Below are 16,089 nucleotides of genomic sequence, written 5' to 3' on the forward strand. Positions count from 1 at the left end.
TTCGCGGCGGGGCAGCGTCGAACTCCGATCACAAGCCCCGCCCCACGCGACGCACGCGCTCACGCGCGCGCGCGCAGCTGCCAGCCGCGCTCAGGCGTCCTTGCTGCCGCTCGCCGGCGCCGTTGTGACGGCCGACATCACCGCGTGACCACCGAACTGGTTGCGCATCGCCGCCAGCAGCTTGTCGGTGAACGAATCCTTGTCGCGCGAGCGCAGGCGTTCCATCAACGACAACGTGATGACCGGCGCCGAGACTTCCAGATCGATCGCCTCGGCCACCGTCCAGCGCCCTTCGCCGGAATCGGCCACGAAGGGCGCGATACCTCCCATGGTCGGGTTGTGTAGCAGCGCATCGGCCGTCAGGTCCAGCAGCCAGGAGCGCACCACGCTGCCGTCGCGCCAGATCTCCGAGACCTGATGCAGATCCAGCGCAAAATCGGTCTTGTGCTGCAGCAGCGCGAAGCCCTCGGCATAGGCCTGCATCATTCCGTATTCGATGCCGTTGTGGACCATCTTGGTGAAGTGACCGGCGCCGCTCGGGCCCACCCGCCCCCACCCCTTGTCCGGAGCAGGCGCCAGCGTGGCCAGGATCGGATGCAACGTGGTCACCACCGCCTCGTCGCCACCGACCATCAGGCTGTAGCCTTCCTGCAGGCCCCAGACGCCCCCACTGGTGCCGCAGTCGACGAAGGCGATGCCGCTGGCCTGCAGCTGCTCGGCGCGGCGCTGCGAATCCTTGTAATACGAGTTGCCGCCATCGATCACGATGTCGCCGGCCTGCAGCAGCGGTACCAGTTGCGCCAGGGTGTCATCGACGATCTTGCCGGCGGGCACCATCAACCACACCACCTTTGGCTGCGGCAATGCGGACACCAGCGTTTCCAGCGCCTCGGAGGTGACGATGCCCTTGGCCTGTGCGCTGCTGCGCGCGCTCGCGCCCGGATCGTAACCATGCACACGATGCCCGCCACGCACCAGACGCTCGGCCATGTTGGCGCCCATCCGGCCCAAGCCCACCATACCCAGTTCCATGAATCGCTCCTCGTGTTCTGATCAGTGCAGGGTGCCATGCCCGCTGTAGATTGGTGTGTTGGAATTCTCAATGGATTGTTCCGTCACGGCGTTGCCGCTGCACTGCTGCAGCTGCCAGTCGATCCATCGCCGGTACAGGCTGCTGTGCAGGTTGTGCAGGGTCAGATCGATCGCGTACGGCGTGCGTGGGTTGCGGTCGAGCAACCGCGCCACGTGGTAGCCGATCGGCTTGACTCCCTTGGGATGCACGTAGACCTGGAATTGGCGATAGAACGGATCGTCCAGCAGCTCCTGCACCTGTTGCAGTCGTGTCTGCTGCTGCGGATCGAGACTGACGCGCAGGCGCGCATCGCGCTCGTAGAGCAGCCGCTCGAATCTGCGCTTGCCCGGCCCGCGCAACGACCTGGCCAGTTCCCAGATCCTGCGGTTGAGTGCGTCGTAGTAGGCGAACCCGCCATGCCGCGCCAGCGCCTGTGCCGCCGCATCGCCCACATCCACCACCACGAAGTTCTCGGCCTGGTTATGGATATCGTCCAGATAGCGCTTGTCGAAGACGTGCGCGATGAAACCCGGTGCGCCTACGAAGGCTTGCCGCCCCAGTTGCGAGGTCTTGACCGCCTTGCCGTCGGCGAAGAATTCGCCAGCGTGCGCGCCGAGCAGGATGCTGTCGGTGTCGTGCAAGGTCAGGAACGTGCCGATCGACAGCTCGCCAGGCGTGAACGCGCGATCGAATCCCGCATCGCCATACAGCTCGCGCTGGGTGGCGAGCTGGGCCACTTGCCGCCCCACCCCGCACTCGGAACGCACGTGACCGCGATAGAACGCATCCAGCGCCCGCGCATTGCTGGCGGCCGGCTGATAGCCTCGGCCGAAGCTACGGAATCGGCTCCATCCCTGTGCGGCAGCACCGCGCCAGCCGAAGCCGATCCAGCCCAGTTGCAGCGCGGAGAAACGGTAATGCGGATTGTCCTGCAGCCGGTTGACGGCGCGGCGGGTGGCCGCGCCGAGTTCGAACCCGTAAGCGCACAGCGTTGCGGGGTCGTCCAGCAACCTCTCGAACATCACATGGCGCTGCCCGGCGCTCCAGCCGACGGGCAGGCTGATCTGCAGATCGCCAGCCGCCTGCGCCTGCGCGAGCGAGGCGCGCGTGCATGGCGCTCCGCGCTGGATCGCCACGGTGTCGATCGCGGCATGCTGGATCCGCCAACCCAGCCGGCGCAGCAACAGCTCCACGCAGTCGCTCCCTGCGGCATCGGTCACCGGCGCCGACGTGATGGCAGCCGCGTGCGGAACCTGCACGATGAGCAGGAGCGTGGCGCACAGCAGTGCCTGGACGCGAGGCCGCATCGCGGCAGCGGGCCTCACCACCGCACCGCATGCCGGATCCATCCATCCGACAAGGTGCAATTGCTGATTGCCATGGACTTGCTGTGACGCATCGTTATGTCGTGGACAGGGCAGCGGTGCTGCCGGCTGGATTGAAAAAGCCCCGGCATGGCCGGGGCTCGCAGACATCGGTGCAGACCGCTCTTCAGCGGCGGATCGGCGCTCAGCGGCGTTCGCAGACGCGCTCGACCTGGCGGTTGCCGTTGGCCTGTTGGCGATTGCCCTGAATGGCGCGCCCCGCCATGCCGCCGCCCACTGCACCCGCCACCGTGGCGAGCTTCTTGCCGTTGCCGCCGCCGACCTGGTTACCGAGCAAGCCGCCGATGGCAGCACCGGCCAGCGTACCGCCGATCCGGTTCGGGTCGGTGGAATTCTTCTGCACTTCGACGTTTCTGCAACGCACGCGCGTGCCGTCGGAGAACCTGCGGCCTTCGTCGGCTTCCGAGTAGCGGCCCTGGTCCGAATACCGCTGCGCCTGCGCAAACGTGCTCGTGGCCATCAGGCCGATCATGGTCATGCCCAGCAGGGAAGTACGCATCTTCATCGTCGATCTCCATCATCCTCGCCCACTCGGCGAGCCATGGCCGGCACTCTGTTCGCGGGTTCGAGAACGTAACGTGAAACGTGCCGATCGTTATTCAGCCCACGGAGCGATGCATGAACTCCGCGTCACGGCGTGGCGGGTTCGCTGCGCGGCTCCTGGGCCGGCGCAGGCGGCGGGTCCTGCGCCTCCACTGGCAGCGGCGCTACCGGCGGCTGCGCCACGGCCGCAGGGGTGGGCGCTGCGGCAGGCGGCGCGGCGGGTGCAGGAGTAGGCGAGGCTGCCGGACGCGCCACCGGTGCCGGTGCCGGTGCAGCGGTCGCCGAGGGCGGCGCCTCGGTCACCTTCGGCAGATACGAATTCAGGCGTTCGAAGAAGCGCTTGTAGAAGGCCGCATCCTGCACGGTGGTGCTGGAGACGCGCACCAGCGAATCGCCGCTGCTACCCACCGGCAGCGACAACGACCCCAGCACGCCCACCCCGACGCTGGCCGACGTCGAACTCTTCTTGAGCGCATAGCGGTCCTGCAGCGCGCTGACGAACACCTGCGCCTTGCCGTCGTCCTGGCTGGCGCAGGAAATGCGCAGGTTGAGCTGCTCACTCTGCTCGGCTTCCTTGAGCTGGAAGTTCTTGCTGCCTTCCACACCGGCCGCATCCGCGCGCGTCACCGCGTAACCCTGACTCAACAGGACGCGCCGGGCCGCTTCGCAGGCCTGCGGCGAGGTTGCGGCAACATTGCGCGAATAGGTGTCGTCGGAATTGAACGACTCGCGCATCAGCATGCTGTCGCCCTTGCTGCCGCCGCAGCCGGCCAGGGTCGCGAGGGTGCCGAGCAGCGCGCCGCGCGCAATCAGGGAAATACGAGACATGGCAAGATTCCATCATCCAGAACCGCGCAGAGGATAGCCGCAACCCATGTGGCCGCGGCGTCGCGCCGCCGCTCAGGGCATCGGCGGTTCATCCCCCGGCAGTTGCAGGTCCACCTGCAGCCGGCTGCCATCGGCACCGATGCGTTCGGCGCGCAGATAGTGATGCGCACGCACCGCCGCCAGCGCCACCGGCGCCTGGCAGGGCTCGCCCCACAGGCTCAGGGCGAAGCCCTGCGCCTGCAGCCAACTGGTCAGGCGGTCCCACACTGGCTGCTCCGGACCCAGCATCAGGTCCAGGTCGGCCGGCCCGTCCGGCACCGACGCGGGCAACTGCAGCCAGCGCGCGTAGCTGCCGTGCACCACCACCGGCAACCCCAGCGCCTGCACGGCCTGCAGCAGCTGCGCCGCCTGCGCCGGATCCAGACGCGCCCGGCAGTGCTGGAAGATCAGCGCGTATTCGTGGCTACGGTTGCTGTCGGTGCATGCGTGCTCCACGCCGCCAGCCGGGCGCTGGTAGCACAGCACGCGCTCCTCGCGCAGCGTGAACAGGCTGCCCAGGATCCGGCCCAGATCCCAGGCCTGCGGAATCATGCGTCCGCCCAGCTGGACGTTCTCGATCATGACCACGCCGAATCCATCCGGCTTCAAGCGCCGCCGCAAGGCATGGAACACTGCGCGCATGCCTGCCAGATAGCCGGCGTAATCGGCGCTGTCGTACAACTGGCCCTGGGTTGCCGCGCCACGCCACTGGCAGCCGAAGTACGGCACGTTGGTCAGGCACAGATCGATCGCGGCGGCCGGTGACGTGTGCGCCAGACTGCCGACCCTGACCGGCGCATCCACTCCCAGCCGCCGCAGACGCGTGCGCGCCGTCCGCGCCCGCTCCGCATCGACCTCCATGCCGTGCGCGTGGCGACCTTCGATGGCAGCGGCCAGCAGTGTGGTGCCGAAGCCACAGAACGGATCGAACACCTGCTCGCCGGGCGAACTGAAGTGGCGCACGAACGGGCGCATCTGGTTGACCCACCCGCGGTCGCGGCCATGCAGAGGATCGGTGGCGCGCAGATCGTCCGGCAGGACCCAGCGCGCATCGTCGACACTGGGCACCCACCAGCTACGCCGATCGAACTCATCCACCGTCCGCCTCCCACAGCACGTCGGCATCCGGATCCCAACCGGCGCACAGACGGCCGTTGGCGAAGAACACCAGCTTGTAGATATCGCCGGTGGCATGACGCGCATGCATGGCCGCATAGTCGGCGCTTTCGAACACCACCTGCATGCCGTCGTCGGCGCGCAGGCGTACATTCCAGAAGTAATACCCTTCGGTCATGCCGTCGAGCTGCCAGTGCGTCCACCACGGCTGCTGCATGCAGTCGGCCAGCAACGGCTCCACCCCGACGCGCTGCTGTTCGATGTAGCGCCACGTGCCGTTGCTGCGATATGCCTCGTCCAGGCGCGACAGCTCGCGGAAGATCACCTGGCTGGCACCGCAGCGGCGTGCCCACCCGATGTACTGTGCGATGTCCTCGGCGCTGCAGATGCCATCGCGCTGCACGATGCAGACCAGCCGCACCGGCAGGCGTTCGGCGATGCGGCGCGCGGTGTGCTCGAAGGTCGCCGCATCGGCGATGGGCTCGTCCGCTCGAAAGCGCATGATGGCATCGTTGCGCGCCTGCAGCGGATGGTGGCGCGACAACTCGATCCACGAAAGTCCAAAATCGCTCAGCGCATCGAGCAGGCGCACTCCCTGCGCACGCGCCAGACCGGCACCGTTGCTGTAGAGCACACGCTGCTCGACCTGCGGGCCAGCAGCGGTAGCCGACAAGGTCTGCAGCAGGGCCTGCAGCCACTGCGCGTCGTCGGTCATCTCCAGGCCGGACAACGAATACGACAACGGCACCGCATGCAGCACCTGCAACGCAGCACGCAGCTGGTCGAAGTAGGCTGGGCCTGGCCGCAGCATGGACCCAGTCGGACCGCCGCCGTGCTGACGCAGGTTTTCCGAACAGAACCCGCAGCGCGCCGAGCATGGCCGCACCGACGCATAGGGAGTGAACGTGACCGGCAGCGCGACGCGGTAGCCGCGTTCGCCGATCTGCAACCGATGCCAGCGGCCGCACTCGTCCTGCAGTGGTACCCGACGCTGCAGGCTGGGCACTGTGGCACGCAACCGCGCCAACAGCGGCGACGTGGACAGCGACGATGCGTCGTCGATGGAGGCGGACACGGTCATGCCGGCCTGCTGCCGATCAACGGCGCGCGGCATCGGCGCGCGCACGCACCTGCTCCAGCGTCCATTCCCGCTGCATGACGCCGTTCTCCCACACCGTCACCAGGGCATCCTCGCAGCCGCTGCTTGCGGCCGCCTCGTCGAGCAAGGCACTGCGGTAACTGCCGTCGCGTCGATCGCGCAGCAAGGTCAGGCGGCCGCGCTTGCTCTGCTTGCCCTGGTCGGTGATCGGATCCTTGTAGACATCGATCCACTGCCCGTCCACGCGCACTGCCGAGCACTTGAGCGCGAACTTCTGCGTGTCGCGATCCACCTTCTGCAGCAACGCACCGCCCATGCCGAAAGCGACGTTGTCGGTGGCGTAACCGGCAGCGGTGATGCGCTCCAGAATCGCGCGCAGCGATAGCGGGTTGATGCCATCGCCCTGGATCACGCGCACGTGGTTGAGCACCTTGTAGCCCTTGCCGTTGAGCCGGTGGCCGAACGCCTCGTCCAGCAGCACCAGGCACTGTTCGACCACGTCCACCGGATCGCCCGAATCGGGGCGGACCACCACCGTGGCGCCGGAGGCGATGATCTGCTCGCGCAAGCTGGTGCCCCAATGCTCGCGGATGGCGCGATAGATGTCGTAGCTGTCAGACACCACCGCCACCACGGAGCCGGGGCGCGCGAACTGGGTCAGCATGTTGCGATACGCATCGACCTCGCGCTCGCGGCCCCAGCTGGTGATGGTGCTGTGCTCGGCCGCCGGAATCGAAAAGCCTGCCACCGGTGTGTGGTAATGCGCACGTGCCAGCAACAGCGCCGACAAGGTATCGGTACCGAGGAAATTGACCAGGTGCGCCGCGCCGCCCAAGGCTGCGGAGCCGAGGCTGGACACGCCGCGCGCACCGAAGTCGTGCAGCTTGAACGGCAGCTGCCCTTCCGGATCGTCGCTGGTGAGCTCCAGGTAATCGCGCACGGTCTGCTTCACCTGCCAGCTCACCGTGGCCACCGTCACCGGATACCACACGCGCAGCAGCAGGGTCTCCAGATACGATGGCACCCAGAATGCCCTGGCGTCGGTCGATTCGATCGTCATCAACACGTTATGCGTGGGCACCACCGTGCCTTCAGGCACCGCGCGGATGCGGATCGGCAACTGCCCGCCCAGGCGATCGACGATGTCGCGCCAACCGGCTTCGTTGAAGGGCTCGCCGTGCGCGGCCAGCAAGGCCTTCGCATCGTCGATGTCGGCATGCGTCACCGGCCGGTTGATCGCTTCCTTCAGGATCGACTGCAACCCGAAGAACACGGTCTGGTCGTAGAGGCCGCCACGCGATTCGACGTAGAAGAACGAGGCGTCGGTACCGGGCGGGTATTGCAGCCAGTGGCTGGCCTTGTAGCTGTCGGTATTGAGCAGCAGGTTATCGAGGTAATGCATGACGGAAGCTCCTTCGCGTCGAGTGAACCGGCGGTCTGTCCGCCGGTGGAAGGTCACACTGCAGGCAAGGGATGGACGGGCGGCCGTTCTGCATCGGTGGCGACCCGCACGCGCCCTCGCTCTCAGCCGCGACCCAGGAAGAATTCGAGAATATGCAGGTGGTCTTCGTACAGGCGTGGGCCCATCGCCATGACTTCGGCGATCGGAATCCAGCGCGCCTTGTCGGCGTCGTCGCCGCCGCGTACTGCAGGCAACTCGCCGGCGGGGAATTCGAAGTGGAAGGCATGGGTAATGGTGCGCCCGCGCAGGCTACGCTCGGGGTGATCGAACACCTGACGACCGCGCAGCGAGCCCTTGAGTACCGGCACCGGCACCTTGAGCCGGGTTTCCTCGCGCAGCTCGCGCAGACAGCCATCCAGCAGGCCCTCGTCCTGGCCAACGAAGCCGCCCGGCAGTGCCCATAGCCCCTTGCCCGGCTCGGCACGCCGCCGCACCAGCAGCACGTGCCCCGAATGCACGACCACTGCATCGGTGGTGACGAAGGTCGGTGGATACGGCGCGTCCTTCCACGCCGCACGGTAGTGCTCGATGAAGCGGTATTCGGCCACCAGCTGCGCGTAGCTGGGCGAATTGCGCCGGAACGCTTCCAGCATGTCGTACACCGGCGTCGGCACATTGCCGCGCAACATCAACAGTCCGCCATGGAAACCGATGTCGCCCGCCTCGAACAGATAACGGCGCAGTTCGGTGGCCGACAAGGTCGCGGTGTGCTGCACGTCTTCCAGTGGCCACTGCGGAAACTCGCGCAGGTAATAGCTGCTGGCATCCTTGTCCATGCCGATCAGGCCGATGCGCGCGTCGGTTGCGCCCCCGTCGGCCTGTATCGCCTCGGCGACCTGGCGCTGCACCTCGGCGATCCACAGGCTTTCGTTGTAGAGGTGATCGCGCAGCGGGCGCAGGATCAGTCGCTGACGTTGCTCGGGCAACGCGGACTCGATCATCACCGCGCGCTCTGCGACGGTCCAGGGATTGCGGATGGTACGCGGCGTGTCGGCGGAGCCGATCAGCACGATGAGTTTGTTGGCCAGACCCAGCGCGTGTTGGGCAACGGCGGCGTGGCCGTTATGAAAGGGCTCGAAACGCCCGATGAACACGAGATAGTCGTACGGTACTGCCATGAGAATCCCTCACGGTTGATTGGTTCGCCAACGGTCTGTCCGAAGGCTTGATGCGCATGCTACGCCGATGCACAGCGACGTCAAGCCGGCGCGCAGTCGTCAACATCCCGGTCATCCGCACGCCTTAGACTGGCGCGCAGGCCACCTGTGTGCTGCCCACATGTCTCGTCTATCGCTCCGTGTCGTCATGCACTTCCTGTGCGCTGCCGTCGTCGCGCTATGCATCGCACTGCCGACATCGGCAGCACCTGCTCCAGCACCGCTGCGGGCGATGTCGTTCAATGTCCGCGTACCGGTCGACACCGACGGCGACAAGCGTTGGACGGCACGCCGCGACGCGATGGTCGCACTGATCAGACAGACCCACCCCGATGTGATCGGCACACAGGAATTGGTGCGCGAACAGGCGAACTATCTCGCATCGCAGTTGCCCGACTATCGCTGGTTCGGCAGAGGGCGTCGCGCCGACGGCAGCGACGAACACATGGGGGTGTTCTATGACACCCGCGCGCTATCGGTGGTCGAATCGGGCGACTTCTGGCTGTCGGAAACGCCCGAGGTGCCGGGCAGCAGCAGTTGGGAGACGGACCTGCCACGCATGGTGACCTGGGCGCTGTTCGAGCGTCGGCGCGACAAACGCCGCTTCTACCTGTTGAACACGCACCTGCCGCACCGCGATCAGGACGAGCCAGCACGCGAACAGGGCGCACGACTGATCCTGTCGCGCATCGCACGGTTGCCTGCGGACATTCCGGTGGTGCTGACCGGCGACTTCAACAGCGATCCGGCCCATGGCACCTACGCATTGCTCACGGCGGTGCTGGACGATGCGCGCGTCAAGGCGCCCAGGCGCAACGGTCCGGACAATACCTTCCAGGACTTCAGCACCGCGCCCACTCGCCGTATCGACTGGATCCTGTCTCGCGGGCTGACACCCACGCAGTTCAGCACCCTGGATTCCCGGCCCGGCGGCGTACTGCCGTCCGATCATTACCCGGTGCTGGCCGAATTCGTCTGGCCTCGCTGAGCGGCGGCGCATGGCCACGACGCCGTGCCGGGCCTGCCATCACACCGCCGGGAGATCCGCCCCGACCGCGCTGGCCTGCAACCAGTCCAGCAATGACTGCAGGGTCGGAGAGCAGTCGCGCCAGACGATGGACAAGCTGCGGCTGGCCCAGGCTTCGTCCAGCGGAATCGCCACCAGCGCCTGCCCGACACTGGAACGCACCAACGCGACCTGCGGCACGATCGCCGCGCCCACGCCACGGGCCAGCATGCGGCAAAGCGTCTCGATGCCGGGCACACGCGCACGCACCCGCAACTGCACACCGGCCCTGGCCAGATGCGTGCGCAAGTGGCGTTGCAAGGCGTTGTCGGCCGACAGCGCCAACAGCTGCAGATCGGCGATATCGGCCAGACGCACGCTGTCCGCAGCGGCCAGCGGATGCCCGGCCGACACCGCCACGACCAGGCGATCGGCGCGGAACGGGCGTCGCTGCAGGCCGGTGAAATCGGCATGTCCGGCCACCATGGCCAGATCCGCACGCTCGTCGCGCACCGCATCCGCCGCCTCTTCGCTGCCCTGCTCGGCCAGGGTGAGATCCACCCGTGGATGGGCGACCAGGAAATCGGCCAGACATTCGGGCAAGCCTTCCGACAACGCGGCGGTATTGGCGGCCAGGCGCAAGGTGACCTGCCCGCCCGGCCCGTAGTCGCCCAGTTCGCTGCGCATCGCCTGCTCTTGCCGCGCCAGCACCCGCGCGTGCCGCAGCAGCACCTGGCCGGCAGCGGTCAGCGTCACGCCCCGCCGACCGCGCTCGAACAGGGCCGCCCCGACCTGCAGCTCAAGCGCGCGAATGCGCGCGCTGACCGCCGCCAGCGACAGTGACGCCCGATCGGCGCCAGCGGTGATGCTGCCGGCCTCGGCCACCGCCACGAAGATCCGCAGATCGACCAGCTCCACCTGCATGTTTATCCCTCAGCCTTCGGCCTGGCCGAAGTCTGCCTCAAACAAACACAGCTTGTCCGGAAGCCGGTGGCCGCCGGATCCTGGCCGGCATGCATGCACACATGTCTCAGTGGATCCTGGTCGCCGCGGTGTTTCTGCTGGCCGGCGCGGTCAAGGGCGTTGCCGGAATGGGGCTGCCGACGGTCGCCATGGGCCTGCTCGGGCTCTGGCTGCCGCCGACCCAGGCCGCCGCGCTGCTGGTGTTGCCTTCGCTGGTGACGAATCTGCAGCAGGCCTGGGGGCCCGCACCCGGCGCCCTGCTGCGGCGGCTCTGGCCGCTGCTGACCATGATCGTGGTCGGCACCTGGCTCAGCGTGGACGTGATGATCGGCGGCGACCCCAGGCACCTGCGCGCCGGCCTGGGCATCTTGCTGGTGCTGTACGCCTTTCTGGGACTCGCGCGCTGGCAGTGGACGCTGCCCGCGCGCCACGAGCGCTGGGCCGGACCGCTGGCGGGACTGGCCAGCGGCCTGCTCAGCGGCGCGACCGGCGTGCTGGTACTGCCGGCGCTGCCGTACCTGTCCTCGCTCGCGTTGCCGCGCGACATCCTGATCCGCGCACTGGCGTGTTGCTTCGGAACCGCCACGCTGGCGCTGGCGATCGCACTGGTCTGGCGCGGCGGTGCGCCGTTGTCGGCCGGCCTGCCGTCGCTGCTGGCGCTGCTCCCGACCGCGCTGGGGCTGTGGGCAGGCACCCGGGTGCGTCGCCGCATCTCTGCCGAGACGTTCCGGCGGGTATTCTTCGGCACCTTGCTGGCGCTTGGCCTGCAGGCCTGCTGGCAGGCGCTGGGGTGAGGGTCCGACCGCAGCGATGCCCGGCACAGGCATCGCCAGCCGGCGCTTGCCCGATCGGGCCCCGGCGCACGCTCCTGGCCCTACGAAAAACGCCACCGGCAAGCGGTGGCGTCGACGTCGAGCGCAGCGCGGGGATCAGTCCGCCCAGCTTCCCGGCGCAGTGGACTGCGGCAGCACCTGCGCCGACAACGGCCGGTCCTGCGACAGCAGCCCCAGCGCATCGGCCAGGATCGCCGCCGATTCGTGCAACAGTGGATCGGGGCGCTTCTCGGCAGCCTTCTCGCGTGCGGTGTCCTTGACGATGTCGCGCTCGTTGCCGGTCAGCCCGTCGTCGGCGTCATCGGCCAGCGGATCCAGCGGCAGCCCCAATTGCTTGCGGATCTGCTGACGGTCCTTGCGCTGCTGATCCTGCTTCTTGCGCTCGGCCACGCGCTCGGCCTCGTTCAACGAAATGTACTTCTTGGCCTTCTCGTCACGGAACTGTTTGACGTCCTCCTCCCACCACTGGAACTCCTTGTCGTTGGCAATGCGCGTGGAGTGCAGCATCTGCAGCTTGGGCAGCAAGGGGGCGAAATTGCCATATTGGGTATGCGGCACGGCAGCGATGCGCGTCCACGGCAAGGCATTGTCGTAGGTGCTTTCGCCGAACTCGGTGGCATCCACGCTGGCCGGGAACGCGATGTCGGGCACCACGCCCTTGTGCTGGGTACTGGAACCGCTGATCCGGAAGAACTGCGCAATCGTCAGCTTGACCTGCCCATAGCGCTGACCTTCGGCGGCCGGCCAACGGTCCAGATCGACGATGTTCTGTACGGTGCCCTTGCCGAAGCTGGTTTCACCGATCACCAGGCCACGACCGTAATCCTGGATGGCGCCGGCGAAGATCTCCGACGCCGAGGCCGAGCCACGATTGATCAACACGCCCAATGGGCCATCCCAGGCGACCTTGGGATTGCTGTCGCCGTTGACGGTGACACGGCCGCCGGATTCGCGCACCTGCACCACCGGACCCTGCTCGATGAACAGGCCGGTCAGCTCGATGGCTTCGTCCAGCGAGCCGCCACCGTTGTTGCGCAGGTCCAGCACCACGCCGTCGACCTTGTCGGTCTTGAAGCCGGCCAGCAGCTTGGCGACATCGCGCGTTGCCGAGGCGTAATCGGCCGCGTTGCGGCGACGCCCCTCGAAATCCTGGTAGAAGCCCGGCAACTTGATGATGCCGATGCGGCGTTCCGGCTCGCTGCCCTTGGCAGGCAAGGTGATGGTTTCGCCCTTGGCAGCCTGTTCGGCCAGGCGGACCTTCTGCCGGGTCAAGGTCAGGGTGCGGTGCGCGCCATCGATGCCCAGCTCGGCCGGAATGTATTCCAGGCGCACCTGGGTGTCCTTGCTGCCCTTGATCTTCTCGACCACGTCATCGATGCGCCAACCGATGACGTCTTCGATCACGCCATTCTTGCCCTGCCCCACGCCCACGATGCGGTCGCCGGGCTTGAGCGTCCCGTTCACGGCAGCCGGACCGCCCGGTATCACCTCGCGGATCACCACCATGTCTTCCTGCTTCTGCAGCTGCGCGCCGATTCCTTCCAGCGACAGCGACATCTGCTGGTTGAACCGTTCGGCGGTACGCGGGGTGAAGTAATCGGTGTGCGGGTCCACCGCATTGGTATAGGCGTTGACGAAGAACTGGAACACGTCCTCGCCCTTGAGCTCGTTGACCGAGTCGGCGAGCGTGGCGTACCGCTTGTCCAGGGTCTTGCGAATGTCTTCCGGCTTCTTGCCAGCCAGCTTCAGACGCAGCCAGTCGTTCATCACCGACTGCCGCCACAGCACATCGAGCTGCTTGTCGTCTGCCGCCCACGGCACGTCCTTGCGGTCGTACTCGAACTTGTCGCTGCCGGTGAAATCGAAATCCTGCTTGAGCAGGTCGCGCGCGTACTTGACGCGCTGGTCGACGCGCTTCTTGTACACCGAGAACACCTGGAACGCCGGTTCCAGCTTGCCGCCCCGCAAGGCATCGCTCACGCCGGCCTTCAGCGGTGCGAAACTGTCGACATCGGCCTGGGTGAAAAACTGCTTGCCGCCATCGAGCGTTTCCAGATACCGCTTGAACACGTCCTGGGCCATCGCCTCGTCCAGCGTACGCGGACGGTAGGCGTAACGGCTGTCCGACAGCAGCCCGTAGACGAGTTTGGTCGCGGTCGCCTGCTCGGGCGTGGCAGCCGCGGGCAACGCGGTATCGGCACGGGCGAGCAACGCCATCGGAGTGGTCAACACCAGCGCCAGCAGGCCGGCCTTCATGGACGCAGAAACGTTGTAGGTCATCGAATGGCTCTCGGCGCAAGGCCGACGAAAAGGCGGTGAACGGATCGGACAGCATGACAGTGCCGAAAGTTGCTGGCGTTGTCATCCACTGGCTGAATCAGCCTAGCGCCGGGCCTGTAGCGGATTGTGAACGCGGCCGTACCCTGGGCAACGGAAGCCGCCGGCAGATACGACACGGCCCCGCGCTGGGCGGGGCCGTGTTCCGATCCATTAGCTGACGCACAGACCGCTTTGCGTACGCGCGGGCTCGATGTCTCAGGCAGCGACGCCGGCGCCGGCTGCCTGCCGGTCGGCGTGATACGACGAGCGCACCATCGGGCCCGACGCCACATGGCTGAAGCCCAGCGCGTTACCGTACTCCTCCAGCGCCTTGTATTCCTCCGGCGTCCAGTAGCGCATCACCGGGTGGTGGTGCGGCGTCGGCTGCAGATACTGGCCGATGGTGATCATGTCCACGTCGTGCGCTCGCAGGTCGCGCAAGGTGGCCTGCACCTGCTCCATGGTTTCGCCCAAGCCAAGCATGATGCCGGACTTGGTGGCGATGGACGGGTGCTGCGCCTTGAAGCGCTGCAGCAGGGTCAGCGACCACTGGTAATCCGCGCCGGGACGCACGTTGGGGTACAGGTCCGGCACCGTTTCGATGTTGTGATTGAACACGTCCGGCGGGCTCAGCGCCAGGATCTCCAGCGCGCGGTCCATGCGGCCCTTGCCGCGGAAATCCGGGGTCAGGATCTCGATGCGGGTCTTGGGCGAACTGGCGCGAATGGCCGAAATGCAGTCGACGAAGTGCTGGGCACCGCCGTCGCGCAGGTCGTCGCGGTCCACGCTGGTCACCACCACGTATTTCAGGCCCATGTCGGCCACGGTGGTGGCCAGGCTGGCGGGCTCGTTGGCATCGGGCGGCTTGGGCCGGCCGTGCGCCACATCGCAGAACGAGCAGCGCCGCGTACACACCTCGCCCAGGATCATGAAGGTGGCGGTGCCGTGGCTGAAGCACTCGTGGATGTTCGGGCAGCTGGCCTCCTCGCACACCGTGACCAGGCGGTTTTCGCGCAGCTTGGCCTTGAGGTTCTGCACCGCATTGCCGGACGGAATGCGCACGCGGATCCACGACGGCTTGCGCAGCACCGGGGCATCGACGAACTGCACCGGCGAGCGATTGATCTTGTCGCCGCCGATCTGCTTGACGCCGGTCTGCAGCGGCGCAGGCGCGGCGGTGTCGCCGGAGACGACCTGCAGGGGAATGGAACGGGCGATAGGCTGGGTCATGACGGTACGGGCGCTCAGGCCGGAAGCGAAAGGTCGGGCAATGCGGAAGTGTGCTGCAACACGAGGCCGAACTGGCGCGCCAGCTGATCGAGCAGCACCGCCTTGACGGCGTCCATCCCGGAAGGGCCGCCCAAGTCTAGCACCGAGGTCACCTGCAGACCCTGGTAGCCGCACGGGTTGATGCGCTGGAACGGTTCCAGGTCCATCGCCACGTTGAACGAGAGCCCATGGAAGGTGCAGCCCCGCCGCACCCGGATGCCCAGTGCGGCGATCTTGGCCCCGCCGACGTAGACGCCGGGCGCGCCGTCGCGGCGTTCGGCGCCGATGTTCCACTCATCCAGCGTGTCGATCAGCGCCTGCTCGATCTTGCAGACGTAGTCGCGCACGCCGATCTTGAGCCGACGCAGATCCAGCAGCGGGTAGACCACCAGTTGCCCGGGGCCGTGATAGGTCACCTGCCCGCCGCGATCGACCTGCAGCACCGGAATATCGCCCGGCGCCAAGACGTGCTCGGGCTTGCCGGCCTGGCCCAGGGTGAAGACCGGCGCGTGCTCGACCACCCAGAGCTGATCGGCGCTGTGTTCATCGCGCGCATCGGTGAAACGCTGCATTGCACGCCACACCGGCACGTAGTCCTGCCGACCGAGTTCGCACAGCTGTGCCGGCGGGATGGCGACGGGCACCGCAGCGGATTCGGCCACTACAGCGTCCACTTCACTTCCGGGTGCTCGCGCAGCGCCTGATGCGCAGCGTCGAACTGCGCGCGGTTCTCGGCACGGAATCCGATCTTGACCGACACGTATTTGCCGCTGGAGGAATGCTTCCAGCTGATGCTTTCCTGCAGCAGCTCCACACCGGTGGCGGCGAGCAGGCGCGGCAATTCCACCTCCAGGCCACGATCGGCGGCGCCCATGGCGCTGAGCTCGAAGGTGCCGGGGAATTGAAAGCCGTGGTCGGGATTGTCAGAGCTGATGTCCATGCGCCCATTATCGGGTCGGCCGCAGGCAAACCCAAGTGCGCAGTGCCCGAACTGCACC

General features: G+C 67.0%; 15 protein-coding genes. 2 read left to right on the forward strand and 13 right to left on the reverse strand.

Features of this window, described 5'->3' with window-relative positions; genetic code table 11:
- Window positions 1-90 precede the first annotated feature (90 nt).
- From gnd to LL964_RS12575, 8 genes are all read right to left on the reverse strand, one after another.
- The gene (gene gnd / locus LL964_RS12540) at window positions 91-1,032 is read right to left on the reverse strand and encodes a phosphogluconate dehydrogenase (NAD(+)-dependent, decarboxylating) (protein ID WP_104585756.1); all 942 of its coding nucleotides are present in this window, start codon (window positions 1,030-1,032) and stop codon (window positions 91-93) included.
- 21 nt (window positions 1,033-1,053) lie between these two features.
- Window positions 1,054-2,379 carry a hypothetical protein gene (locus LL964_RS12545; protein ID WP_104586455.1) on the reverse strand — a complete coding sequence of 442 codons (1,326 nt, stop codon included), beginning with the start codon at window positions 2,377-2,379 and terminating at the stop codon, window positions 1,054-1,056.
- Window positions 2,380-2,581: 202 nt separating this feature from the next.
- Window positions 2,582-2,962 carry a glycine zipper 2TM domain-containing protein gene (locus LL964_RS12550; RefSeq protein ID WP_104585757.1) on the reverse strand — a complete coding sequence of 127 codons (381 nt, stop codon included), beginning with the start codon at window positions 2,960-2,962 and terminating at the stop codon, window positions 2,582-2,584.
- Window positions 2,963-3,087: 125 nt separating this feature from the next.
- On the reverse strand, window positions 3,088-3,828 hold the full coding sequence (locus LL964_RS12555; RefSeq protein ID WP_104585759.1) for a DUF2242 domain-containing protein: 741 nt from the start codon (window positions 3,826-3,828) through the stop codon (window positions 3,088-3,090).
- Between the two features lie 72 nt (window positions 3,829-3,900).
- Window positions 3,901-4,965 (reverse strand): DNA methyltransferase, encoded by a 1,065-nt coding sequence (locus LL964_RS12560; protein ID WP_104585761.1) that lies wholly within the window; start codon window positions 4,963-4,965, stop codon window positions 3,901-3,903.
- Window positions 4,958-6,058 (reverse strand): hypothetical protein, encoded by a 1,101-nt coding sequence (locus LL964_RS12565; protein ID WP_104586456.1) that lies wholly within the window; start codon window positions 6,056-6,058, stop codon window positions 4,958-4,960. Before LL964_RS12565 ends, LL964_RS12560 begins: the two co-directional genes overlap by 8 nt.
- Window positions 6,059-6,080: 22 nt before the next feature.
- The gene (locus tag LL964_RS12570) at window positions 6,081-7,484 is read right to left on the reverse strand and encodes a nicotinate phosphoribosyltransferase (RefSeq protein ID WP_104585762.1); all 1,404 of its coding nucleotides are present in this window, start codon (window positions 7,482-7,484) and stop codon (window positions 6,081-6,083) included.
- Window positions 7,485-7,606: 122 nt separating this feature from the next.
- Window positions 7,607-8,662, reverse strand: a complete 1,056-nt coding sequence (locus LL964_RS12575) for a bifunctional nicotinamide-nucleotide adenylyltransferase/Nudix hydroxylase (RefSeq protein WP_104585764.1) — start codon at window positions 8,660-8,662, stop codon at window positions 7,607-7,609.
- A 160-nt stretch (window positions 8,663-8,822) separates the two neighbouring features.
- On the opposite strand from LL964_RS12575, the gene LL964_RS12580 reads away from it, so the two are divergent.
- On the forward strand, window positions 8,823-9,689 hold the full coding sequence (locus tag LL964_RS12580; RefSeq protein ID WP_104585766.1) for an endonuclease/exonuclease/phosphatase family protein: 867 nt from the start codon (window positions 8,823-8,825) through the stop codon (window positions 9,687-9,689).
- A gap of 39 nt (window positions 9,690-9,728) precedes the next feature.
- On the opposite strand, the gene LL964_RS12585 is transcribed toward LL964_RS12580, so the two are convergent.
- Window positions 9,729-10,631 (reverse strand): LysR family transcriptional regulator, encoded by a 903-nt coding sequence (locus tag LL964_RS12585; protein ID WP_104585768.1) that lies wholly within the window; start codon window positions 10,629-10,631, stop codon window positions 9,729-9,731.
- An 89-nt stretch (window positions 10,632-10,720) separates the two neighbouring features.
- On the opposite strand from LL964_RS12585, the gene LL964_RS12590 reads away from it, so the two are divergent.
- Complete coding sequence (locus tag LL964_RS12590) at window positions 10,721-11,464, forward strand: sulfite exporter TauE/SafE family protein (RefSeq protein WP_104585770.1); 744 nt, start codon at window positions 10,721-10,723, stop codon at window positions 11,462-11,464.
- 135 nt (window positions 11,465-11,599) lie between these two features.
- On the opposite strand, the gene LL964_RS12595 is transcribed toward LL964_RS12590, so the two are convergent.
- The 4 genes from LL964_RS12595 to LL964_RS12610 all read right to left on the reverse strand — a co-directional run bounded on the left by LL964_RS12595 (window position 11,600) and on the right by LL964_RS12610 (window position 16,031).
- Entirely contained in the window at window positions 11,600-13,759 is a 2,160-nt protein-coding gene (locus LL964_RS12595) for a carboxy terminal-processing peptidase (protein ID WP_208621399.1), read from the reverse strand.
- A gap of 279 nt (window positions 13,760-14,038) precedes the next feature.
- On the reverse strand, window positions 14,039-15,052 hold the full coding sequence (gene lipA, locus LL964_RS12600; protein WP_104585774.1) for a lipoyl synthase: 1,014 nt from the start codon (window positions 15,050-15,052) through the stop codon (window positions 14,039-14,041).
- 14 nt (window positions 15,053-15,066) lie between these two features.
- Window positions 15,067-15,765, reverse strand: coding sequence for a lipoyl(octanoyl) transferase LipB (lipB, locus tag LL964_RS12605; RefSeq protein ID WP_104585776.1), 699 nt, complete (start codon window positions 15,763-15,765; stop codon window positions 15,067-15,069).
- A complete protein-coding gene (locus LL964_RS12610; RefSeq protein WP_104585778.1) occupies window positions 15,753-16,031 on the reverse strand; it encodes a YbeD family protein in 279 nt (92 codons plus the stop codon). Before LL964_RS12610 ends, lipB begins: the two co-directional genes overlap by 13 nt.
- Between the last annotated feature and the right edge of the window lie 58 nt (window positions 16,032-16,089).

Origin of the sequence: Xanthomonas melonis (genome assembly GCF_020783655.1) — a bacterium.
Taxonomy (GTDB): domain Bacteria; phylum Pseudomonadota; class Gammaproteobacteria; order Xanthomonadales; family Xanthomonadaceae; genus Xanthomonas; species Xanthomonas melonis.